Source organism: Paenibacillus sp. FSL R7-0048 (genome assembly GCF_038004505.1).
Classification (GTDB): Bacteria; Bacillota; Bacilli; order Paenibacillales; family Paenibacillaceae; genus Paenibacillus_AQ; species Paenibacillus_AQ odorifer.
The window spans coordinates 6,728,816-6,752,945 of sequence record NZ_JBBORF010000001.1 but is presented as its reverse complement, the minus strand read 5'-3'; the positions used below and the strand labels follow the sequence as shown (position 1 = coordinate 6,752,945).

13 protein-coding genes are annotated in these 24,130 nt (G+C 42.7%); all 13 read left to right on the top strand.

All coding sequences use genetic code 11. The annotated features are described in order from the left end of the window. The first annotated feature begins 48 nt into the window (after positions 1-48). The 13 genes from NSQ91_RS29915 to NSQ91_RS29855 all read left to right on the top strand — a co-directional run bounded on the left by NSQ91_RS29915 (position 49) and on the right by NSQ91_RS29855 (position 24,128). Positions 49-2,085 (top strand): DUF5693 family protein, encoded by a 2,037-nt coding sequence (locus NSQ91_RS29915; RefSeq protein ID WP_076192363.1) that lies wholly within the window; start codon positions 49-51, stop codon positions 2,083-2,085. Then, complete coding sequence (csaB, locus tag NSQ91_RS29910) at positions 2,061-3,194, top strand: polysaccharide pyruvyl transferase CsaB (protein WP_076192366.1); 1,134 nt, start codon at positions 2,061-2,063, stop codon at positions 3,192-3,194. The genes NSQ91_RS29915 and csaB overlap by 25 nt, the downstream gene beginning before the upstream one ends. Positions 3,195-3,200: 6 nt before the next feature. Next, on the top strand, positions 3,201-3,956 hold the full coding sequence (locus NSQ91_RS29905) for a WecB/TagA/CpsF family glycosyltransferase (RefSeq protein WP_036681526.1): 756 nt from the start codon (positions 3,201-3,203) through the stop codon (positions 3,954-3,956). 116 nt (positions 3,957-4,072) lie between these two features. Beyond that, positions 4,073-5,200, top strand: a complete 1,128-nt coding sequence (locus tag NSQ91_RS29900; protein WP_036681523.1) for a glycosyltransferase family 4 protein — start codon at positions 4,073-4,075, stop codon at positions 5,198-5,200. A gap of 160 nt (positions 5,201-5,360) precedes the next feature. Then, complete coding sequence (locus NSQ91_RS29895) at positions 5,361-9,287, top strand: S-layer homology domain-containing protein (protein ID WP_076303591.1); 3,927 nt, start codon at positions 5,361-5,363, stop codon at positions 9,285-9,287. A 154-nt stretch (positions 9,288-9,441) separates the two neighbouring features. Then, positions 9,442-9,783, top strand: a complete 342-nt coding sequence (locus NSQ91_RS29890) for a hypothetical protein (protein ID WP_036681520.1) — start codon at positions 9,442-9,444, stop codon at positions 9,781-9,783. A 608-nt stretch (positions 9,784-10,391) separates the two neighbouring features. After that, the gene (locus NSQ91_RS29885) at positions 10,392-13,136 is read left to right on the top strand and encodes an Ig-like domain-containing protein (RefSeq protein ID WP_175617272.1); all 2,745 of its coding nucleotides are present in this window, start codon (positions 10,392-10,394) and stop codon (positions 13,134-13,136) included. A gap of 87 nt (positions 13,137-13,223) precedes the next feature. Further along, positions 13,224-13,763 carry a hypothetical protein gene (locus NSQ91_RS29880; RefSeq protein WP_076303592.1) on the top strand — a complete coding sequence of 180 codons (540 nt, stop codon included), beginning with the start codon at positions 13,224-13,226 and terminating at the stop codon, positions 13,761-13,763. Between the two features lie 153 nt (positions 13,764-13,916). Further along, a complete protein-coding gene (locus NSQ91_RS29875) occupies positions 13,917-14,186 on the top strand; it encodes an alpha/beta-type small acid-soluble spore protein (RefSeq protein WP_036681516.1) in 270 nt (89 codons plus the stop codon). Positions 14,187-14,525: 339 nt separating this feature from the next. Beyond that, positions 14,526-15,728: a methionine adenosyltransferase gene (gene metK, locus NSQ91_RS29870; protein ID WP_036681514.1), complete on the top strand. Its 1,203-nt coding sequence runs from the start codon at positions 14,526-14,528 to the stop codon at positions 15,726-15,728. 200 nt (positions 15,729-15,928) lie between these two features. Further along, positions 15,929-19,963, top strand: coding sequence for an Ig-like domain-containing protein (locus NSQ91_RS29865; RefSeq protein WP_076303593.1), 4,035 nt, complete (start codon positions 15,929-15,931; stop codon positions 19,961-19,963). Between the two features lie 214 nt (positions 19,964-20,177). Beyond that, the gene (locus NSQ91_RS29860; protein WP_081391784.1) at positions 20,178-22,910 is read left to right on the top strand and encodes a stalk domain-containing protein; all 2,733 of its coding nucleotides are present in this window, start codon (positions 20,178-20,180) and stop codon (positions 22,908-22,910) included. Between the two features lie 57 nt (positions 22,911-22,967). Further along, a complete protein-coding gene (locus NSQ91_RS29855; RefSeq protein WP_036681511.1) occupies positions 22,968-24,128 on the top strand; it encodes a sensor histidine kinase in 1,161 nt (386 codons plus the stop codon). Positions 24,129-24,130 lie beyond the last annotated feature (2 nt).

Below are 24,130 nucleotides of genomic sequence, written 5' to 3'. Positions count from 1 at the left end.
TCTACTTTTGTTAAAAGAGTTTTTAAAGCGAAAGAGGAGGTACTTTTGGTGCGGCAAAAATGGCAACGTTGGAATATTACTTCCCGAAAGTGGCTGTGGATCATAGTTGTGGTTGGCGTTATAGCAGCCTTGCCAGTGGTCTATGATCGACTGCAGACGGAGAAGTCTTCCAAAACAGTAGAATTTGTGTTTGATTATCGTGATCTGGTTGATGTAGCCAGCTATCGTGCAAATCCACAAGATTATATTTCCGAACAGTTAGATCGCCTTAAAGACGCTGGTGTTCAGAGTATGGCGATTTACGAAAGCACATTGGAAGATTATCGTAAGGCGCGTCGTCTTATGATATGGGGTGCGGCTGATATAGCTAATCTTACGGACACAATCATTCCTGAAAATGAGAACTATACCTATATTCTTTTTACCAGTGCTGATTACAGCGAAACTTTAGCGCCTGTAATTAAAGAAGCATTTAGTAATCTTGGGATTAATTCAAGAGACTGGAGTTTCCGCGGACAGCAGGGTCTTATCATTGAGACCCCGCTAGAAGACGCTACATTGAAGCCGCTGCAGCCCGATCCATTTACACTGGACATGCTGCATAACAAGGGATTCAGTATTGTACCTCGTCTTGTGGATTCTCTGACTTATAATGAAGCCACGGTAAAGAAGCTGTTGGATCGTTATGAGGAATTGGGTGTTAAACGGATTCTATTTGAAGGTGAGTCTGTTAAAGGGTTTAATGATGATGCCGATACTGGCAGTATCACTGACTTTGCTAATCTCCTTAAGGAACGTGGAATGGGGATTGCAGCAATTGAGAATATTAAAAAACAGCAAAAGGGCTTTAACAGGCTCGCTTATTTGCTGGATTATAATGTGACACGTTTATATTCCCTTAGTGAGGGAGATTCTGCCTTAGATCCAAAAGTAATTTCGGACCGTTTCGCTCTGGCAACAAAGGATCGGAATATCCGCATGATCTACTTAAACACGATTCCTGCAAGAAATACTGCTAAGGCACAGGTTACAGATACATTAGATAACCTTATTACCAGCCTAAGCGAACCAGGCGGAGCAGTTGAGCAGATTAAAGACAATGGATTTAAACTGGGACAAGCTACGGCATTTGAGGTTGTAGATTCCTCTTATCAACGTTACTTTAAGCTAGTTGCGGTGGTTGGAGCAGTGTCTTTAGTGGCTCTGCTGGTCTCTTACTTCATTCCACAGCTCACGCTTGCTGCCTGGGTGTTAGGTCTGATTGGAAGTGCAGGCCTGATGCTAGTGAAGCCTGAAATGTTTGAACAAGCGCTCGCGCTTGCCGCTGCGATAAGTGCACCAACGCTTGCCGTTGTGCTTGCCATTCGTAAGGTTAATGAAATGGGGCCACCTCTACGGAGCAATCCCCTTACCTATAAGGCTATGAGCCCGCAACGCCGGTTTACACATAGCTTAGTGCTTTATTTTAAGACTTCACTGATCTCTTTGAGCGCTGTGCCGTTTATGATAGCACTGCTTAATAATGTAACTTATAGCCTGGTTCTCAACCAGTTCCGTGGTGTCAGTCTGCTTCATATGGCACCTATCGGTCTTGTGGCACTTTACGTGCTTTTGTATCGTGGGGATTTTGTCTTTAACAAGACAGGTAAGCTACTGCGGACACCAATCACATTTGCGATGATTATCATTGCCTTTGTTTTGGCGGTTGTTGGCTATTATTACATGACCCGTACAGGTAACGGTGGCAGTGTGAGTCCGTTGGAAATGGTTTTACGTACATTCTTGGAAAATACGGTTGGCGTTCGACCGCGTAATAAAGAGTTTTTGCTAGCGCATCCGTTATTAATTCTTGGCGCATTCTTGGCCTTTAGATATCGGAATGCAGCGTTTATCATGATTATTGCTGTAATCGGTCAGCTCTCGATGGTAGATACCTTTGCTCATATTCACTCGCCAGTTCTGATCTCGCTCATTCGTGGCTTGCTCGGTCTTGGATTAGGACTGATCATTGGTGTGATTGCCGTAATCGTATGGCAAATTGCAGAAGGGTGTTGGAAACGATGGTCGCCACTCCTAAAAAGATAGTTATTTCCGGTTATTACGGTTTCCATAACAGCGGGGATGAGGCGGTACTGCAATCTATATTGATTGCACTGCAACAACATGCTCAAGCTGCAGGTATAGAGATCGAACCCATTGTCTTGTCCATCGATCCTGAGTGGACTAGCGCCACATATGGAGTGAAATCTGTGCACCGGATGAAGCTGGTTGAAGTCCGTCAAGCTATTTATGAGAGTTCTGGTCTGATTAGCGGTGGAGGCAGCTTGCTGCAAGATGTAACAGGAAGCAAGAGTATTCCTTACTATTTAGGTATTATTAAGCTTGCGCAGTGGATGGGTAAACCGACCTTTATTTATGCTCAAGGTATCGGACCTGTGCATCGTAAGCTTTTCCACCCATTAATCAAATCAGTGTTTCGCAAATGTACTTATATCTCTGTGCGGGATGAACAATCCCGCGAGCTTTTACTTTCTATGGGATTAGAACAGAAGAACATAGAGGTTGTTCCTGACCCGGTGATGGGCTTATCTTTACCTGAAGAGACTGATGCTGCTGAATTACCAGAGTCTTCAGATTCACTTCCGGTAGTAGGTATTTCGGTACGTTATTGGGAACAAGATCGCAAGGAGCTGGACGCTCTTGCTCAAGGCTTGATTAAGGCGAATCTTGAAAAACCATTGCATTTAAGATTCCTTCCGTTTCATCTTCCATCTGATATTGAAGCCTCACGTTATGTGATGGAGAAGCTGGAAGAAAATATAAGCCAGCATGGGGGGCAGGTCAGTATTTGTGAAGATGCTAGTCATCCGCAACACATGCTGCGGGAAGTAGGGCAATGTGAAGTGCTGATCGGAATGCGTCTTCATAGCCTGATTTATGCCGCAGGGCGGCGAGTTCCGCTGATTGGTATCTCTTATGATCCGAAAATTGATCATTTTCTAGACAGAGTTCGGTGTCAGCCTGTGGGCACGACCCAATCATTAGATGCTGGACAAGTTGCTGCTGAGATAGGCCATCTTTTGGAAACAGCAGAGGGATGGAGAAATGAGCGGGAGACGATCCTCTCCTCGTTGATTCAAGAAGCAGGGGCTCCAGCACGGCAAATCGTAGAATATTTCCACCATAAAGGATGATCTAAAGTGAAAGCAGAAAGCGCGGTACCTACAGTTCCTATTTTTGGGATTAGAGTCTCCAAGGTTGATATGGCAGCAACTGTTGCATATTTGACAGAGGCGGTTCATACCCGTATCCCGCATCAAGTGATTACAGCTAATCCGATTATGGTTATGGCTGCTTTGGAAGATCCAGCTTATATGGAGATAATGAAGTCAGCTGAATTAGTTGTCCCAGATGGAACCGGTGTGGTATGGGCTGCTAATTATTGTAAGGAGCCTGTAACCGAACGGGTAGCTGGTTTTGACCTGTTACATGAATTGATGCAACAGGGTGAAAGATATGGATGGAAGGTATATCTCCTTGGTTCTACACCTGAGGTGATTCAGGAAACCGCTGAAAGGTTACAATTGCAATATCCGCGTGTTATTATTGCAGGATATCATGACGGTTATTTTGGTCCGGAATCGGACGATGAAATTATTGCTGGAATTGTTAAAACCAATCCTGACTTATTATTTGTGGCCAGAGGCGCGGATAGTCAGGAACCATGGATTGCAAAACACAAATCCAAGTTAGGTGTTCCGATCATGATGGGGGTCGGCGGCAGCTTTGATGTAATTTCTGGCAAGAGCAAGAGAGCACCAAAAGTTTTCCAAAAAATGAGAATTGAATGGTTGTACCGTTTATTAAAAGAGCCTACGCGGTACAAAAGAATGCTTGCGTTGCCGAAATTCGCATTAAAAGTGGTGCGTGAGAAAGATAAAGTAACAAAAGTCTAGTCAAATGCCGATATTCACCTAGAAAATCAGATGAATAGCCTAAAAAAGGGATTGGAATTTGTTTTTGTAACAGCGTATAATTCAATGCGGTAGAGAAATGGGGGTCGACTGATCAAATGTTAATCATATACATCGCTGGATTTATCGTATGCATGGGACTCGCACTTGGCCTCACACCTTTGGTGAAGAAATTCGCCATTAAGATTGGTGCGACAGATGTGCCGAATGCTCGTAAAGTGCACACGAAAATTATGCCCCGCCTTGGCGGATTAGCTATTTTTCTGGCGTTTGTGTTAGGCCTGCTTGCCGTATTGCCGATTATTCCATATGAGTTCACTCCGCGGGAGGCCAACTTCATCAAAGCGCTGCTGTGTGGCGGCGGACTGATTGTACTTATCGGAGGGTTGGATGACCGATTTGAATTATCAGCAAAGTTGAAGCTGCTGGGCCAAATTGTTGCAGCATGTATTGTAGTTTTCGGTTTTGGTATTACTGTAGATTTTGTGAATATTCCATTTAACAATACGTATTCTTCATTGGAAAGCTGGATTGCTATCCCGCTTACGATTTTCTGGATTGTTGGTGTCACCAATGCTGTTAACCTGATTGACGGGTTGGACGGGCTTGCTGCTGGTGTATCAGGGATTGCGATTGCTACGATTGCGGTAATGGCTTTCTTGATGGGTAACACGATGGTTGCCATGTTATGCCTGTTGCTTCTGGGTAGCATAATCGGATTCTTGTTCTTCAACTTCCATCCCGCCAAGATTTTTATGGGGGATACGGGATCGCTGTTCTTAGGCTTCTGCTTAGCTTTACTTGCTTTGCTAGGGTTTAAACAGATTGCCGTGGTTTCGTTTATTACACCTTTGCTTATTATTGGTGTACCGTTGTCGGACACGTTCTTTGCGATCGTGCGCCGTAAGCTGCAGAAGAAACCAATCTTTGCACCAGATAAAGGTCACTTGCATCATTGCCTTCGCGAGCTAGGCTTTAGTCATCGTCAGACTGTGCTCATTATTTATGGTATTGCTGCATTTTTCGGAGTTTTAGCTGTTATTCAATCCTCTGCCGCTCTTTACGAGGCGAACTGGGTTACCTTTGTAGTCATCTGCATCATGCTCTTCTTCTTGCAGATCGGTGCGGAAGTTACAGGTTTGATCGGTAAGACTAAACGTCCGCTGATTGATTTCTTTTTAAGAATTCGTATGAAGGCTAATCCGGAAAGAGGTTCCAAATCTTAATTTATTAATGGTATTATTCTAATATTTTCTATAACTAACAAAACTCATCCCTTTTCGGATGAGTTTTTTGTTGTTTTCCCTAAAAATATCGCTTCCTATGACCGATAAAGAACAAAGTGAAGGTTTACGAGAATTTATACTCAAAGGAGAGATATAACACATGCAACGCTTTAAGAGACCGTTCGTTTGGCTGATGCTGGCGGCTTTGATCGTTTCTATGTTCCCAGGTAAATACACGCCCATAGCGGCAGCGGCTACCACGAGCTCCACGACTTTCTTCAGTCCGGATGATCTCACATTACGTAATACTGTTCTGTTGAAACAGGATGTTGTAGCAACAACAGCTAATCCTAATCCTGAGGGACTTATTGACCGTTCTAGTGTTTACAAAGTAAGTAGCCCTACCTTTTCAATTACAGGAACCTACTCTCAGGTAACATCTTCCACGATGAAGGTTACTGTAGAGCAGCTTACAAAAGATAGTCAATCTAATAAATGGGTAACAGATGCTACTCACCTGACTACGGGAGCGGTAACAACAGATACCAATAGCCCGGATAACCGTTTTGTAGCATCTGGTCTTGTTTTGTATACAGGTTTTAATAAGGTGACCTTTTCTGGTATGCAAGGGAATCTCCAACGTTCAGAATCATTTTATGTTCTTTACGATAAAGTTCCCTATGTAACAGAATTAAAAGTTTTGGGTGGTCCTTCTGCGCTTAATTTAAATGAAGGAACACAAGTTGTCGTACCAGTATCTACAGTTACTCTTCAAGGTAAAGTAACGAATGCCACTAAAGTCAGTGTCTCCGTGAATGGAGGAACTGCATTACAAACTTCCCTATTGGAAGACGGAACATTTTTCACCCCCGCGCTGAACTTGAGTCCGGGATTAAGTACGCTTAAGATTGTTATTCAAAATGCTTCGGATTCAATAACAATAGACAGATCCGTATATTTCTTTGATAAGGATCAACCGTACGCTTCTTTGAACATCAACCACGACAATGCGGACTATAATATCTTAAATGATAATGTGCCTACGTTGACTGCTGATTTGACTCCAAGTGTTGCAGGTTTTACTGGACAGATCTTAGTTCCATATAACGTGGCTCCGTTTGCAACAAATGCTGTGCTAACTCTTAATAAAGGTAATAGTTCCGAAAAAGTTGTAACGATTAGTGCTGTGACAGAAGAATTAACAATTCCTGGTCCTGATGGCGTTACGCCAACGTATAAATTGGTTAAATTTAAGACTGCAGCTGATTTAGAAATCTTGGCGGGTGTAAATGACTTTAAATTGTCTGTAGATTATGGCAGCCACAGCAGTTCTCATCTTTATTCATATAAATTTTTGAAAAAAGAGACTGTTATAACAGAAATGTACTACCTTCCTGGATATACAGGCTCAGGTGATCTTACCAATATCTCTAAATTGCCTTTGAATGGCCAACAGTTAGAGACGGATAGTTTCTATATAATGGCGAAGACAAATAGATCAACAACCCCAGAAGATATAACTGCGAACTATTTGCCATTGAGTAATAAACCACTATCCATAGAATATGTAACTGCAGGCACAGGAACAAATGAATATATTTATAAAATATCAGGGTTCTCTAATGGTCAACAAAAGGTACAATTCCGTTATAAAGGATCCGAATCCTTCTATAATGCTGATATTTCATATGTATCGAAAAACTATATATATGTAAGTAATCTGCAAGATGGTCAGACCTACGAATTCGATTCCAGTGTAGAAAGAAAACTTAATGTCGCTGGGGAATATATCGGGTTCGAAAATATAGAAAATGCACAAGTGCAAATTAACGGTACAGACAGTAACTCATTATCTAGCAATCCTTTTAAGCTTGAAGTAGAAAAAAACTCAACAGTAAATAAAACAACTTTTAATTTCACTGTGACAATCAGTCAGACGGGACCACTGGTATACGGTGAGAATAAAATCGTGTTTACTGGAGTCTCAAGAGATAATGCTGGTAACCAACGTATTATCAAAAAAGAACTTAAAATTTACATCATTGATACCAACATTTCTGGGGTAAAACAATTCCATCCTACTTTAGGGGATAATCGTTTACCTTTTACAACTACAACCCTTTCTAATGAAGTCGAGCGTAATGCCATGCTGGCATTGCCGGCTGAGATTGTATATAAGGATGAAAAATATACAACAAACAAAGATAAATTCGACTTGGTACTACAAGGTAGTGGTGCTACAACGCTGAATCTTTATCAGGGCTCTACTCTGGTGTTTACTTCGACGGGGCAGGATAAGCTGCTAATTGACGGTACGGAATCCGATGGACCTATTGGTCCTAAACGTTATCCTGATGAAGTGGCTGCAAATGGTCTGTATTATGACTACATTGGCAGTGCTAAAAACTTTATTTTAAGATTACGTGACATTAAATTTGATGCCCCAGGAAGTCAAGTTTATACCCTAGAGCTTATTAACAAAACAGGAGCAAGAACTACACAACGTCTTGAAGTAGTGCGGGAAGTTGCTCCATATCGTCTTCTGTCACCTGTAGCGACGGTAGGTGAGCAAATTGTTGTTAACAAAAACTTTGTTCGTTTTGATATTGAGGCTGAAGGTGCCACTAAAGTAATAATTGGCAAAGAAGAAGCAATTAAACGTACGGATTTGCCAAATCAAGATCGCTTCACCTATGATTATGTGGGCTTAAAAGCAGACAAATCGAATCCCATTAAGATACAAGTGGTTCGTGCTAACTCCACAATAAGCGATACTATAAATGTGTATTATGCTAGTGCAGTGCAGATTGATACACAATATATGGCTGAGAAGGTAGCTACGAAGTATAGTGTCTTTAATAAAACCTTGGAATTGAACTTCCCTAAAGGCACGATTATGAAGGGATATACTAGCTCTGGTGCTGCAAAATATTATCCTAATACAAAACTGTTGTTTGGTATTGCGGATCCCGCTGATGGCGTTGTTGAACGTAAGAATGATTACGGGAACATTATCAACGTAACGGGTAGTGACGACAGAACCGAAGGCGGGGGCGGGCAGCTTGTGATTCCACAAGATCTTGCGCTGCGCTTTACATCAACCGTCTCTACTAATAACTTTTCGAGAGTATCGGATATCTATTGGCTTAGTGGTGGTCTAGGAAATGATGGCGTTAATCTTGAGACCAACGGGGTTACCCCGCATTTCGTGGATGCCAGTGGAAAGACTGGATACTTTACACAGTATAGTCAAACAAGAAAAATCGTACCTTCCCAACGTGGTGAATTGACGCTTACTTTCAACTCCAGCATTGTGGATGAAGTGGGATCGACTATTACAGTATTCCGATATACAGATTCAGGTAAGTGGGAGAACTTGGGCGGGGTCGTAGATACGAAAAAACATACCATCACCGTTCCATTCGATGAATTTGGTTATTACACTGTTATGAAGCTGCGCCGTGGTTTTGTTGATATTACGAATCATCCATGGGGCAGAAATATAATGAATGGATTGTATTCCAAAGGATTTATGACTAATCTTCGAGCAGATGCATTCGGAGCCGATGATTTGACCACTCGTGGTGAATTTGCTACATTGTTGGTGAAATCATTAAGTATTCCTTTGAACTATGATGCTAATAAACAAACCTTCTTTGATATTGTGCCAGAAGCCGTCGCGGCCACATGGGATTTCAAACACATTGAGACAGCTGCTAGGGCAGGTATTGTTACAGGCCTCAGTGATGGCTTCTTTGGGCCTGATCAAGCCTTAACACGTGAACAAGCCGCAGTAATGATAGCTAGGGCGTTGAAACTCAAGATGTCTTTGAATGACAGTAAACTGCTGGCAAGCTTAAGCAAATCATTTGTTGATACAAGTAACATGGATTTCTACTCACGTCCTGCAATTGAAGCTATATCTAAAGCTAAGATTATGGAAGGAAGCGCTGTGACCGTTACAGGCCAAAAGAAGCCCGTCTATAACTTTAACCCGAAGGGTAAGTTGACTAGAGCAGAGGCTGGTAAGATTACTGTGGCACTCTTACAGAAGAGTACAAGCATCTTCCCTAAGAACTTTAACTAAAGAATAAAAAAGTGCTCCGGCCTGCGAAAAGTATTCGTAGGTCGGAGTTTTGATGTAAAGATAACAATTACCAGTGACATAAATTTTGTAATCTGCACCGATTTACGATACAATAATGTAGAAAATATTATTTTCTGAAAGGTGAAAGCCATCGATGAAACCGATTTTATCAAAAGCACAGTTGGATTACATGAAAGCCAAGAATATGTTTGAGAATAGAGCAAAAGTGTTGGAGAAGGAAATTGCAGCTAAACGGGCACTACAGGAGATCACTCAAGAGGTCATGGAAGAACTGGTGCAAGCAACAGGATTCCACGATTCATACAACGAGCTTGTTGTTACTGAGAATGCTCTGATCGAATGGTCTCATACTACAATCAAGCATGAGAAGAGCTACCGCGAGAACCGCGCAGCTATTGATGCAATGTATGACAATGTGAACTCGAGTCCTGAGAAGCGTCAGGAATTGATCCAATTATCTATGAAGATTCGTTAGAAACAATGTAATAGAAGCAAGCGTCGGCAACGGCGCTTTTTTTGTTTTTTGTAGGAATGTTTAAATTAATAGTACAAGTGTTAATGATTCTTAGTAAATATTGCATAATGACGTTTAGAAAGCGACTATGATATACTGTTTTCCGTAGGCACCCATGATTAACAATAGTTAGTAGAACATACATATGTATCTTCTAATGGGATCACACCGGAAAATATAAAAAAGAAGATTTTTTTTGAGAAACCGCAACTTTTTCAAATCTTCTGCGTTTAAGGTGTAGAGTCATTTACACAGGGGCTGAAATTAACCGCTGGTAAAGCCAATTTAACAAAATGGAAAAATTAGCTTTACGTGACTTGAGGCACATTGTATAATACTTAGGTATAATTAGGAATCTAGTATTGTCATGTCCTAAAATCGTTTACCAGTTTCTGTGATACCCGTCACAGACATTATTTATACTTAATTTGCTCAACTCGGGAAAGGGGGTGCATCGGCTAATGAGTGACATGAGCTACTCAACTAAAGAAAAATCTCAGTTTATGAACGTCCAAGGAGGAGAAAAAAAGGTTATGAAGAAAATTTTATCCGTAGCATTATCTACAGCAATGGCATTCTCGATGTTTGCCTCTGTAGCGTTTGGTGACGCAGCAACAACTCCGCAACAAAAATTTGATGCTTTGGCAGCGAAAGGTATTCTCAACGGATACCCAGATGGTCAAGCTCACCTTGAAAAAGATCTTACTCGTGCTGAGTTCGCGAAGATCGTTACTAAATTGTTCGACCTTACTGAAGTAAGTAACAAATTGTCTTACAAAGACAAAGGTTACAACGCATCGAACTGGGCTGTGCCTTACATCGAAGCTGTTACTGCAGTAAACTACATGCAAGGTAAAGATACTGTTAAAGGTATCTTCGACTACAACGGTAAAGTAACAGTTGAAGAAGTTGCGGCTGTATTGTTCCGCGCTTTGAAACTGGAACAACCAACTACAACTGACAACTCTGCATCCGCATGGGCTAAAGGTTACGCTCAAGCAGTAATCAATGCAGGTTTGGTTGCTAAAGACACTAACTTCAAAGCTAACGCTAGCCGTTCTTTGGTAGTTGAAACAGCTTATGCTGTGGATCAATTGAGCCAAGCAGCTACAATCGTTTCTGCTGAAGCATTGAGCCCAACTAAAGTAGTTGTTACTTTCTCTGACAAAACTACTACAACTGTTGAATTGACAACTGCTCTTGTAGCAGGCGTTGAAACTACAATCAACTTCAAACACAATGATCATGATTACACTACAAAAGTAACTTTGGCAGCTCCTAAGGTTGTTTCCGCAGAAGCTCCAAATGCTAAACAAGTAGTAATCAAATTTAACCGTTCAATCGATGTTGATACACTGGCTGAATCCAGCAAAGTTATCGACGGCGTAGTAAAAGTAACTAAAGTGGGTAGTGATGTTAACGAAGTAGCTAATGCTAATGTTACCTTCAACGCTGACAACACTGAAGCTGTTATTACCCTGCCAGGAGTTAAATTCCTTAAAGGTAACTACACTGTAGTTCTTAACGATGCTGTAACAACAACATCTGCTGAAGCTATCCCAGCTTACACACAACTGATCACTGTTGCTGATACAGTTGCTCCAACACTTGCTTCTGCTAGCTCTACTGCAAAAGCAACTACTAAAGATGTATACGTGAAATTCAGCGAACCAGTTAAAACTACTGGTATTGTTGCTTACGTAAATGGTCAAGTTGCTACTGTAACTGTAACAAATGATACTTACACTGAGTATAAATTGTCTGCAGGAACATTGGATAGCGGCAAAACTTACGATGTATCGTTGCTTAACGTTACTGACTTTGCAGGTAATGTAGCTAATCCTAACCCAATCAAAACTACTGTAACTGTAGTTTCTGATGTTGCTGCTCCAGTAATCAAGAGCGTAACTCCAGTAAGTGACAAGTATGTTGAAGTTGAGTTCGACAAAACAGTTGATCGTGCTTCTTTGGTTGGTAATGTTCGCTTGTTGAACTCCGTTGGTGAAAGCCAAGGTACGTTCCAAGTGTTGACTACTGACAATGGCAAGAAGTTCACCCTTCAAAGCCCATTGACTAGCTTCCCTTCAACTGGAACTTTCACTGGTTCTGTAGTATTCGGAGCTTCTGTAAAAGATACTCTGGGTAACATTTTGGGAACAGCTGCTAGCCAAGCAATTACCTTTACTAAAGACACTGTAGCTCCTACTGTAACTGGTGTTACTTACACAACTACAGCTGTTAATAAAGGTCTGGTTCTGAAATTCTCTGAAAATGTTGTATACAAAGGTAAAGGCACCCTGCAACTGATTAATGATACTACTGGTGAAGCTACAACTGTACTTCACAATTCTAGTCTTGTTAAAGGTAGCGGAAGTACTTTCACTATCACTGGTGTAAGTGTACCAACTGCTGGTAGCTACACATTGCGTATTCCTGCAGGATTGTTCGTAGATAAATCCTACAGTGCAAATGAACTGACTGCTGCAGTATTGCCTGTAACAATCGGATCTACTTCAACTGACGATAAAGCTCCAGAATTGTTGGTTGTTAATGGCGCTGCTCCTATCAAGTTCTATGATAGCAAATCTGTTGGTGATGACACTTATGGTGATGCTTTGATCACTGTTGATCTGTTTGATGCTAGCGGTTTGAAATCATCCACAATTCTTGATAAAAACAGCTACACATTGAACAATGCTGGTCTTCCAAGCACTTCTTACGTTACAATTAAAACATTGAACGAAAAAGGCGAAGAAGTATCATCTGCTACTAACCCAACTCGTGCTCGTGCATATGTATATATCCCTAGCTCCAGCATCACAGAAACTAAAGACTATGTCTTTGCTGTGAATGGTGTTACTGATACTGCTGGTAACGTAATCGATGGTACAGTTGCACAACAAAAAGGTAAGCTGACTAGCAGAATTAGCCCCGCGTTTGATTCAGCTGTAGTATCCAGCGGAGGTTCAACTGAACTGATTCTCGGATTCTCCAAAGACCTGAATGAAGCTACAACTGAAGCTGACTTGAAAGCGAACCTGGAATTCTACATCAACACTGATGTTAATTCTAGCAACAAAATTTCATCAGATAACATTCTTTCTATCACTCCGATTAAATACGGATCTGATAAAGGAAAATGGTCTGTTAAATTCTCCAAGAAAATCATTGATTCCGCTGCTGGTGCTAAAGAAGAACTTGATCTTAACGCCAACGGTGTTAACAGAATCATTGTTAAAGTTAAGAAAGACGCTGCAATCTTCGATGCTGATGGCAACAAGATCAAAGGCGAAACAGAAATCTCCGCTAAGTAATCTCCGATTACCGAAGCACAGAATAGCCTCTTCGGAGGCTATTCTTTTTTTATAGGTTTTTATCCCCAATAATGAGGAGGAACTTCTTTGAAACCGGTATGGAAAGTAACAACCGCAGCCGTATTGCTGGCTGGTGGTGTATGGGCTGGATCTCTGCTAAACATTACTGCTGAAGGTGCTGGTGTTGGTTCTCAGCCTGGCACAACGGATGATCCTGTAGTTACGAAAAGCTACGTAGATCAGCAAATTCAGAAAGCACTATCAGGTGGTACAGTGACGACTCCGGTAGCGAGTGCTACACCTGCGCCTAGTGCAACCACAGCGCCAGTAGCTACGCCTGGTCAAAATAGCAGTAATGAATCTGTGATTGTTGATGTGAAGCCCGGCCAAACTTTAATTGCTTCTGCAGGCGCTGAATTTATCGTTCGCGCGGGTAAAGCAGTAATCGTTTCACAAGATGCCAATGGTGTGGCCGATTTAACAGACGGTAAAGATCTTACAAACGGACTAGCTGCACCATCTAACCACTTATTGTCCTTCCCTCGTGATGGTCGTGGAATAGCTGTTCAAGAGGGTCAAACGCTTGGTCTTGTTGTGATGGTTCGTGGTGGATATACCTTGAAATAATGTGTAATGATATATATTCATAATGCCCGTAAACGGACATAATCATACCTTCAAACTGTTTTCCAAAGTTACAAATCATTGGCGCGATTGAAGATTAAGTGATGGACGCACAATATTCCTGTAATCTTACAAATTCACAGGAGGTGCTGTAACATGGCACGTAATAATCGTACAGTCGTACCTGAAAGTCGGACAATGCTGAAACAAATGCAATATGAAATTGCAGCTGAATTTGGTTTATATGGGGCTCATTATGGAGGCGGGGCAGACACGGAGTTTGCTTCTGAGTTAGGAGCAGTCGGAGGTAGTGGTTCTGGCCGTAGTCAGTACCTTGGGCATCTGAGTTCAAGGGATAATGGGTCTGTTGGAGGAGAAATCACGAAGAGACTCATTAAGCAAGCTGAACAGTCTCTTTTTCAATAATATCAGGGGTTAGGATGCCCTTATTCCTTATCTGATATTGCTTTTTTATAGCGTGAAATCAATATTCATACTCTCACGGGGGGCTCTGTGTTTAATTGACACCACCCCCTAAATAAGATAATATGACTTTTGAGGAAAGCCTTAAACCTTTTCCATATGGAAAAGGTTCATTTTTTGAAGAGTTTAGTGAATGTAGGCATCAAATTTTGCAAAAATCCTTCATAAAAAGAAATCAGGCAAACCTGAATTATTTATATTATTTAGTTTTATTATTTGGCCTGTTATCATTAAGGAATCCCTTATACAGTGTCAGACTAACCATATGGGAGGTTGTTATACTTGTCTATTAAAGGGCGTCATTTGTTTACTTCTGAGTCCGTTACGGAAGGGCATCCGGATAAAATCTGTGACCAGATTTCCGACGCGGTATTGGATGCATTTTTAGTTAATGATCCTAATGCACGTGTAGCCTGCGAAGTAGCAGTAGCAACAGGTCTTGTACTGGTGATCGGGGAAATCAGTACCAAATCAGAGTATGTTGATATTCCTGCCATCGTACGCAATACCATCAAAGAAATTGGATACACACGTGCAAAATATGGTTTCGACTATAATACATGTGCTGTGTTGAGTTCTCTTAACGAGCAGTCCGCTGATATTGCCCAAGGTGTTAACTCTGCTTTAGAACACCGTGATCCTGCTCAAGTAGCTGAAGAAACAGCTAATATTGGTGCAGGCGATCAAGGGCTCATGTTTGGGTTTGCTACGAACGAGACACCTGAACTGATGCCACTGCCGATTGCTTTATCACATCGTATTGCACGTCGTTTATCTGAAGTTCGTAAGAACGGAACCTTAGACTATCTTCGTCCAGACGGCAAAACACAAGTTACGATTGAGTATCAAGATGAAAAACCTGTACGCGTAGACGCTATCGTAGTATCTACACAACATGCAGAGGAAATTTCTCTTGAACAAATTCAGGCGGATATTAAAGAACATGTTATTTTGCCTGTTGTTCCTGCGGAACTGCTTGATGCAGAAACCAAATACTTTATTAACCCAACCGGACGTTTTGTTATTGGTGGCCCTCAAGGGGATGCTGGTCTAACTGGCCGTAAGATTATCGTCGATACATACGGCGGTTATGCTCGTCATGGCGGCGGAGCATTCTCAGGTAAGGATCCAACTAAAGTGGACCGTTCTGCGGCTTACGCGGCTCGTTATGTAGCTAAGAATCTTGTAGCTGCTGGTTTGGCCGACAAATGTGAGATCCAACTTGCCTATGCCATCGGTGTAGCTACTCCTGTCTCGATAAATGTGGATACATACGGAACAGGTAAAATCAGTGAAGAGAAAATGGTTCAACTGATCAGCAACAACTTTGATCTTCGCCCTGCGGGCATCATTTCTATGCTTGATTTGCGTAAACCGATTTATAGACAAACTGCAGCTTACGGTCATTTCGGACGTACTGATGTTGATCTTCCATGGGAACGCGTAGATAAAGCAGAATTGCTAAGAGATCAAGCAGGGTTGTAATTCATCATACGGTCTTATAATATGTTAACCCGCAAGTTGGCCATGGTGTCAGCTCTGCGGGTTATTTTGCGTGCGAAAACGAGCAAGGCTAGTGAATCTAACCATAGAGAAGTAGACTACTAAACTTTGCCAGCCTTTTAGCCGAAATATAAGAATATACATAAAGACGATAGTATGGCTTGAGAGGAGTCTATCACGGAATGAAAAGAAAAATTTCAATATGGACGGCACTTATTCTAGCGGGAGAGTTAGTACTTGGTTCGGGTTATCCTGCTATTGGAATAGGGAATTCAGCAGTGTACGCTGCATCAGAGTTTGGTATAACAGTCTCACCAGCGCCTGGAGCAAGTTATGTAAATATCGGATCATCCCTTAGACTGAGCTTTGATCGTCAAGTAAACCCCCAGTCAGGTGAAATTACTATCACGGGTCAAGGTGATAGCTCACCTTTTTTAACGATTCCTATTGGTAGTTATGGTCTAATTGGGAGTTCAAAAGATTACGAGCTTAAGCTAAATCAACAGTTTACTTCAAACAAGACTTATACAGTGACAATCCCTAAGGGGTTGTTCAAGGATAATGATGGTAATGAGTCAGGTGTTACTTCATGGGCATTTACCACTGCGCCTGAGAGTAATACAGCGATTACGGCAGGCAACTTTTCACCTGCTAATAATACAAGAGTGGATGCAGGAGCCCTTAAGGAGCTAAGTCTAACCTTAAATAAAAACCTGATAAAAGGTGGAGGTTCCATTCGAATTTTGTCGTCTGCAGATAATGCAACCGTACAAGAGTTCAAAATTAAGGATGATGACACTAGAGTCAACGTTCAGACTGATACTAACTCTACTACAGTTAAACTAACATTGGATAAAACATTGGCCTCCGGAAGTAACTATTATGTTCTTATAGATTCTTATGCTTTTAAGGATGTTGATAATCGAACGTATTCCGGGATTTCAAGCGGTGATGTGTGGAGCTTTTCTACTAAAGGTGTGGCAGAGATTCCAGTGACTCCTGCACCGGCAAACGGATCAGGTGGGGTATCTACCACTGGAGCCCTACAGCTTACATTTGATCGTCCTATGATGCCTGCAGCTGGAACCATAACAGTATCTCCAGGTGCAGCTAACGATGCTAGAACGAGATGGCTTAATGTAAACTCTCCAGCCGTTACAGGAGGAAGCAGCAGAACTATAACATTGCTTCCAGCATCAGCAGCATCACCCTTGCTAAACAGTACGCAGTATACGGTGACGATACCGCAGGGAGCTTTTTACGATCAAGACGGAAATGTATTTCCGGCTTCGGGTGCGTATACCTGGACATTTACAACGGCTTCTTTGACAGGACTTAACGTAAGTGCGCTAAATCCAGCTGACCGGAGTGAATCCATAGCTAACAACAGATCATTTTCTGTCACATTCAATCGTAATGTGAATTATAACAGTGCTGTGGAAAATGGCGTAGCACTTTATAAAAGTGGCGGCGCACAGGTTCCGGTTACTGTTAACCGGAGTACAACTGCTGCAAACGAATATGTAATTACACCTAAAACAGCTTTAGATAGCGACTCAACCTATTATATTGATATTGCTAAAGGAGCTTTTGTAGACGCTATTGATGCTAATGTTATCTATGATGGACTAAGCGGAAAAAATTCATGGAGCTTCCGGACCTTGTCTCAGGACAAAACAGCTCCACAGCTCACATCTGCATCACTCGAGAACAATCGGACCATTCGTTTAAAATACAATGAGAGCCTCAACTCTTCCATTGCACTGTTGATCTCCAGTTTTAGTGCTACGGTGAATGATGAGAGTCGTACAATTGAAAGTGTCTATATCCAGGGAGACAGCGCCTATGTGGTACTCAGTACAGGGGTAGCGGTTGGACAGAATGTGAAGGTTAGCTATACAGGGGGTCTGCGGACCATTCAAGATCCAAGCGGAAATGCAGCCAGCACCTTTAGCTCAAAGCAGGTTACTAACACTATCGAGTCCTCCATGCCTACACCCAAAGATGGACGGATCACGGGTAGAACGGTAGCGTTGAATTTCAATGACTCCTTAAAGGCAGTTTCCTCTTACGCACATAGTCAGTTTCTAGTGACTTCAGATGGGGGATCCCTAGGGGTCAACTCCATAAGCTCCAGCGGGAACACTGTATATTTAGGGTTAAATAGCGATGCTTCTAATGGCCAGACCGTTCGTGTCTCCTATTATGCAGGCTCTTATCCTTTGCAGAATTCTTTTGGACAAAATATTGCGGATTTCACGGATTTCTACATTCGCAACAGCAATGATACAATTCCACCCGTGTTCCAAAGTGCAACCGGAGGTGGCAATAAAATCCTTCTGAATTACAATGAAGGCTTGTCAACGACAAACCTCCCGATGAACAGCCAGTTCTCTGTGCTTGTTGGCACCACTCCTAACTATGTTACGAATGTATCGGTCAGTGGCTCACAGGTCACGCTAACGCTCCAGAGTGCTTTGACGGTGAATCAGAATGTTACTGTATCCTATGTTCCGGGGACTACCGGAATAAGCGATTTAAATGGAAACCGTGCAGCTTATATTAACCTGCAGCCTGTGTCCATCTCGGAAAACAGCGGAACTAGCATACCTGAGATTAGTTCTGCCACCATCAATGGCGACGAGCTTACGGTTACATTCAGTAAAAACATGCAGGCATCTGGTTCCCTCTACGCTAATCAGTTCGGAGTTAGAGCAGATGGGAGCAGTATGGGTGTACAAAACTACACTTTGTCAGGGGATATTTTGAAAATAACAACATCCTCAGTAGTAAAGACCGGGCAAACTATCGATTTGTCCTATATGTCAGGTTCAGGTACGATCAAGGATTTGAACGGTAATATACTGTCCTCATTCTCTTCTCTCTCTGTTAAGAACCTAACCGGCGTGAGCACCGGAACGGGAAATCGTCCATCCTATCTAGGGACGCTTGCAACAAGTGAGTTTGGAAAAGAATACGCACTGCTGAAGAGTGACTCTTCACAAATCGTGGATGACCGTTCGTTATACAATCAATCTGTAAAAAGATATACCTTAAACACAGATCGCCTGACGGCCAGTTATGAATATCTGTATAAGGCAAGTAGTGATACATTAGCTTTTGAGGTGCCTGCTACAGAACAATCGGCCTATGTGACTGTTCCTTTAAAGCCTTTGCTTGATGCTGTAAATCGTAGTAAAACCACAAAATTTATGATACGTTATGGCGATCACTTATATAGCGTAGGACTAGACGATATCGATATGAACGGACTAGCGACTAACTTGATTGCAGACAGTAAAAATATCTCGCTGGTGTTCCGCTTAGAAAAGGTTCCGGCAGGTACGTTCTCCCCATTTGAGCAAAAGCTAAAAACTATGGGGATGCAGAGCGTTACTAGTCTTATGGATGTCCGGGTGACTGCGATAGTAAGCAGCAATTATTCTAATGCTAAGGCATTATCGGTACCTGGAGAATACACTGTGCGTACAACTTCTTCATTGAACAATGCGCAGACATCTGCTGCTAGACTGGATCTTTCCTATTACGATGCAGCCTATCTGCCAACAAAAGTAAGTACGGTAGGTAGCTATACGATTATTCGTGCTCGTACGGAGGGTAATCAGGTGTTAGGAACTTTTATATCAACCCGGGCCTTCTCAGATATGAGTAAGCATTGGAGTAATTCGATCGTAGCAGAGCTTAGTGCAAAAACTATTATCGATAGCAGTTATGGGACTACATTTAGTCCAGAAAAAAAGATTACCCGTGCAGAGTTTGCAGTAATGCTTAGCCGGGGACTCGGTTTGCTAGGCGATCGAGAGACCGCACAGCGCTTCCGGGATGTGCAGCCTTCTACACAAACTGGAGACTATATTGGTGCAGCAGCTAAGGCTGGTATTATTACAGGGAACACGGATGGCTCCTTCCGGCCTAACGATAATATCACTCGTGAGCAGATGGCAATCATGATGATTCGGGCAATGGAATACACCAAACATCCTATTACATTAAGCGGCACTTCTGCCTCAACACTGGCTCGCTTTAAGGATAAGTCCAAAATTCAGAATCAAAGTGCAGAATTCGTAGCTAAAGCTGTGCAATCGGGGATTATTTTGGGAATGACCACAAGTGAGTTCCAACCTCAGGGTAATGCCACTCGTGCACAAGCTGCTGTGATGTTGCATCGGATGCTGAAGCAAACAGATTATTTGTAGAATAAATAGATTGGTAAAGCCTGGCATTCTGCTGGGCTTTTTTTATGTTAATAGTTTGTGTTACGAGACTCTATTAAGCTTGAAATCTCTCAATTTCGCAACTTTTTCGCTTATTTTCAGTCTATTAAAAGAGTACTAGAAAAATAGGAACCAGTTTCCAGACTTTTGATAACGGACTTGAAGAGTAAAAAAGAGATGGGAGAGTTACGTCGAAATGAATGAAGTTTTCATGGAGAAGAAGAGTAGAGAAGTTGTTCGGGGAATAAAATTATCATCTACTAAAAAATGGGTTGCCGCTTCATTAGCAGGTGTGTTGTGGATTATGCCGGTAATTGGCAGTGAAGGCTTAGCAATGTTTGGTCATAGTTCCACACCAATTGCTGCCGCAGCCACATCTAATTTTAAAGTAAGCAAGCTGGGAGAAGAAGTAATTACTTCGGGCGCCATTATGATGAAATACAAATATACGGCTACACGTTCAGGAGCGAGTGCTTCTGGCTTGGCGGATGTTATTCGCGTTGACCTCAACAATCCATATGTTTCATTAGATGTTATGACAGGTAAAGGTGGAAACCTGACAACACGTCAAAGTACTGGCGGGATGGCTAAGGAAACTGGAGCCGTGGCTGCAGTAAACGGAGATTATTTTAATACAGGCGGGGAAGGCGCTCCGATTGGTGGACAAGTATCCAGTGGAGTATTGGTATCCACCCCTTCGCAATTGGATGGAATGTATGCCTTTGCAGTGACTAAGGACCGCAAGCCTCTTATTGATGAGTTCAGCTTTGAAGGAATGATAACCGCACCTGACGGCGCACAGTTTGAGATATCCGGTATCAATAAAGGTGCTTATAGCCCTGAAGGTGGAAGCTCGACTTACAGCCATGCTAATGCAATGTATATCTATACGGATGTATGGACCGCACTCGATCGTCCCAAAAACAGCTCAACCACACCGACAGAGGTGCTCGTTGAGAACGGCGTAGTTACTCAAATATCTGAAAATGCTGCGCTTCCTACAGCGGTTCCAAAGGGAGCTTATATTTTGCGGGCCCATGGCTTAGCCGCACGGTATGTTACTGCCCATCTGACTGTAGGACAACCGGTAACAAGTGTGTACTCCCTGAAATCCAAGACTACACAGCAATCGCTAGATCCTGCTAATCTGCAAACAATGATTGGTGGACATACGATTCTTGTGAATAACGGAAAAGCAGCAACGTTCTCTCGCTCGACTAGCAGTATTGGCGGTTATCGTGCACGTACGGCTTTAGGATACTCTCAGGATGGACGTTATGTTTATATTATAGCTACTGAAAAAAATGGCAACAGCTCCGGAATGTCATTGACCGAGCTGCAATCTTTTATGACCAATATTGGAGTCTGGAAAGGGCTTAACTTAGACGGAGGCGGCTCTACAACGATGGTAGACCGGCCTCTTGGTGAAAGCTCAGCCACACTAACCTTTAATACAGAGTATGGCACAGAGCAGCGCAGCATTGTTAACGCGCTTGGTGTGTATACTAACGCACCACAAGGTGAAGTAAAAGGAATTAAAATTAGCGGAAGCACTTCGCTATTAGTTGGACAAAAGGCTACTTATTCGTTAAAAGGTTATGACACTTACTATAACCCTATAGATGTAGCAGCAGGCAATCCTACTTGGACATCAAGCGGAGGAAGCGCAACTGTAAGTGCAGGAGAAGTAACGGCAGTGAAGCCAGGCACCGTTACCTTAACGGCTAAAAGCGGCGTAGCAAGCGCTTCTACAACCCTTACAGTCTTGGGTGGAGATGATCTATCCAGCATGAGTGTAGGCACTGCTACAGCGCCACTGACAGCTGGGACAACTGTATCTGTCCCTGTAAAGGCCTCTACGAAGAGTGGAGCAACCATAAGCGTTCCAGATTCAGCGCTGAAGTGGGAGTTTGTAGGCTTTAAGGGAGTCGTGCAAAATGGCAAGCTTACTGTAAACTCTGTGGATGCAGGGGCTACTACAGGTTACGCTATTGCTCGTTATGATGGATTTAGCACAGCGGTTGTATTATCGACAGCAGCAGCTACAACATGGGAAGATTTCGAGAAGGTAAGTTATCCAGTTAACTTTACTACCAATGTGCCAGCGGTACAGGGGACTGCAACAATAGTAGACGGCTCGGCTGAAAGAGTAGGCTCCAAGGTGCTGTCACTCAGTTATGATATGACGGCTGGCAGCGGTAAAATGTACGCTTATGCTCAACTTAACGGCACAAGTGGAAAAGCCGTTCCAGCGCTTGCAACTTCGATGTCAGTTGATGTGATGGGCGATATGAGCTTAAACTGGCTGCGTGCTGAGTTTGTCGACAATAGTGGAGCTACAGCCTATGTAGATCTTGCGAAGATTATCGATTGGAACGGTTGGAAGAACATAAACATCGACTTGTCAGGATCAGGGATTAAATTCCCGGCTACGCTGAAGAGACTTTATGTAGTCAACGTAGAGGAAGGCCAAGATGAACGGGCGAAGACAGGTAACGTTGCTTTTGATAATATCACCTTCACAATGCCTTCACTTTCCAGTGATGCAGGGTTACCAAAGGGTACAGCTTCGATGAGCATCGGCTCCAAAGCAATGACCGTAAACGGAAATAAGAAGGCTATTGATGTAGCTCCAATTGTGAAAGACGGCAGTACTTATGTGCCGATCCGTTATGTGCTGGATGCTTTTGGAGGGAATGCTACCTGGGATCAGGTGAATAAGAAGATCATGGTGTTGCGTGGAGCCAAGGCACTGGATCTGACGGTAAATAAAAAGGAATACCTGTTAAATGGTAAGCGACAAAGTGCTGAAGTAGCACCTATTATTTTACAGGGTAGGACTTTAGTACCTCTGAGACTAGTTTCTGAACAGTTAGGATTAACTGTAAAATGGGAACAGAAAACGAAGACCGTAACTATCGAATCGTGATATGTTAATATATAAGGAAAACCTTAATACGATCCGATAGAAAAGGGGCAAGCATCCGTGGAATTTCAAGCCGATGCGATTGATCGCGTTATTAAAAATACCATCGACGTGATGGAGAGCAGCAAGTATCAGATTTTTGAAATATTGCAGGTTGCACGTGATGAACTTGCTGCACTCAACAAGGAACTGCAGCGGGTCATGGACGAAACGGATGAAACGTTGAAAAAGGTAGACAAGCTGGAGCTGCAGTATCACCGCTCCAGAATCCGGCTGACAGAGGTCAGCCGGGACTTTGTCCGCTACTCAGAGAAGGATATCCGTATTGCTTATGAGAAGGCTACGGAGCTTCAGCTCGAACTCATGATGACGCGTGAGCGAGAGGTCTATCTTCGAAGCAGACGTGATGAATTACAAATGCGAGTGCGCAGTGTCGAAAATTCTGTAGAGCGTGCAGAGTCAATTGGTTCGCAAATGAGCGTAGTGCTCGAATATTTGTCGGGAGAACTAGGCCAAGTGACGAGAATTGTCGAATCTGCGAAGAACAGACAGATGATCGGACTCAAAATTATCCTGGCTCAAGAAGAAGAACGGAAGAGAATTGCCCGGGAAATTCATGATGGTCCCGCTCAAATGCTGGCAAATCTAGTCCTTAGGACGGAAATTGTAGAAAGAATGCTGGTAAAGCAGGAATTTGGGCTGGTGCAGGACGAAGTAGTAGATTTAAAAGGGCAGGTTCGTAACAGCCTGGAAGAAATGCGTAAGGTTATTTTTAATTTACGACCGATGGCTCTCGATGATTTGGGCTTGATTCCGACTTTGCGGAAATATGTGCATGATTTTGAAGAGAAGACGAAACTGCGGACGACTTTGGAAACCCGGGGACAGGAACACCGACTATCTTCAGCGATGGAGGCGGCGGTATACCGTCTGGTTCAGGAAGCATTGTCTAATGCAGCAAAACATGCCTACCCAAGCTTCGTATTGGTGGAGATTACATACCAAGCGCAGTTAATTAAGATTGTGATTAAAGATAACGGATTAGGCTTTAATGTACAAAAGTTAAAAAATCAGCAAGGTAATCGGGAAAGCTTCGGGCTAGTAGGTATGCGGGAACGTGTAGAACTGCTTGAAGGAAGAATGGAAATTGTATCAGCCGAGAATCAGGGGACAACAATCGTGATCCATATTCCGACGAATGTGGAGAAGGGGAAGGAGTAGTG

What these genes read in the sequence shown, in the direction of transcription:
- csaB (WP_076192366.1), top strand. Translation starts at nt 2,061, where the DNA reads ATGGTCGCCACTCCTAAAAAGATAGTTATTTCCGGTTATTACGGTTTC.
- NSQ91_RS29900 (WP_036681523.1), top strand. Translation starts at nt 4,073, where the DNA reads ATGTTAATCATATACATCGCTGGATTTATCGTATGCATGGGACTCGCA.
- NSQ91_RS29895 (WP_076303591.1), top strand. Translation starts at nt 5,361, where the DNA reads ATGCAACGCTTTAAGAGACCGTTCGTTTGGCTGATGCTGGCGGCTTTG.
- NSQ91_RS29890 (WP_036681520.1), top strand. Translation starts at nt 9,442, where the DNA reads ATGAAACCGATTTTATCAAAAGCACAGTTGGATTACATGAAAGCCAAG.
- NSQ91_RS29885 (WP_175617272.1), top strand. Translation starts at nt 10,392, where the DNA reads ATGGCATTCTCGATGTTTGCCTCTGTAGCGTTTGGTGACGCAGCAACA.
- NSQ91_RS29875 (WP_036681516.1), top strand. Translation starts at nt 13,917, where the DNA reads ATGGCACGTAATAATCGTACAGTCGTACCTGAAAGTCGGACAATGCTG.
- NSQ91_RS29865 (WP_076303593.1), top strand. Translation starts at nt 15,929, where the DNA reads ATGAAAAGAAAAATTTCAATATGGACGGCACTTATTCTAGCGGGAGAG.
- NSQ91_RS29860 (WP_081391784.1), top strand. Translation starts at nt 20,178, where the DNA reads ATGAATGAAGTTTTCATGGAGAAGAAGAGTAGAGAAGTTGTTCGGGGA.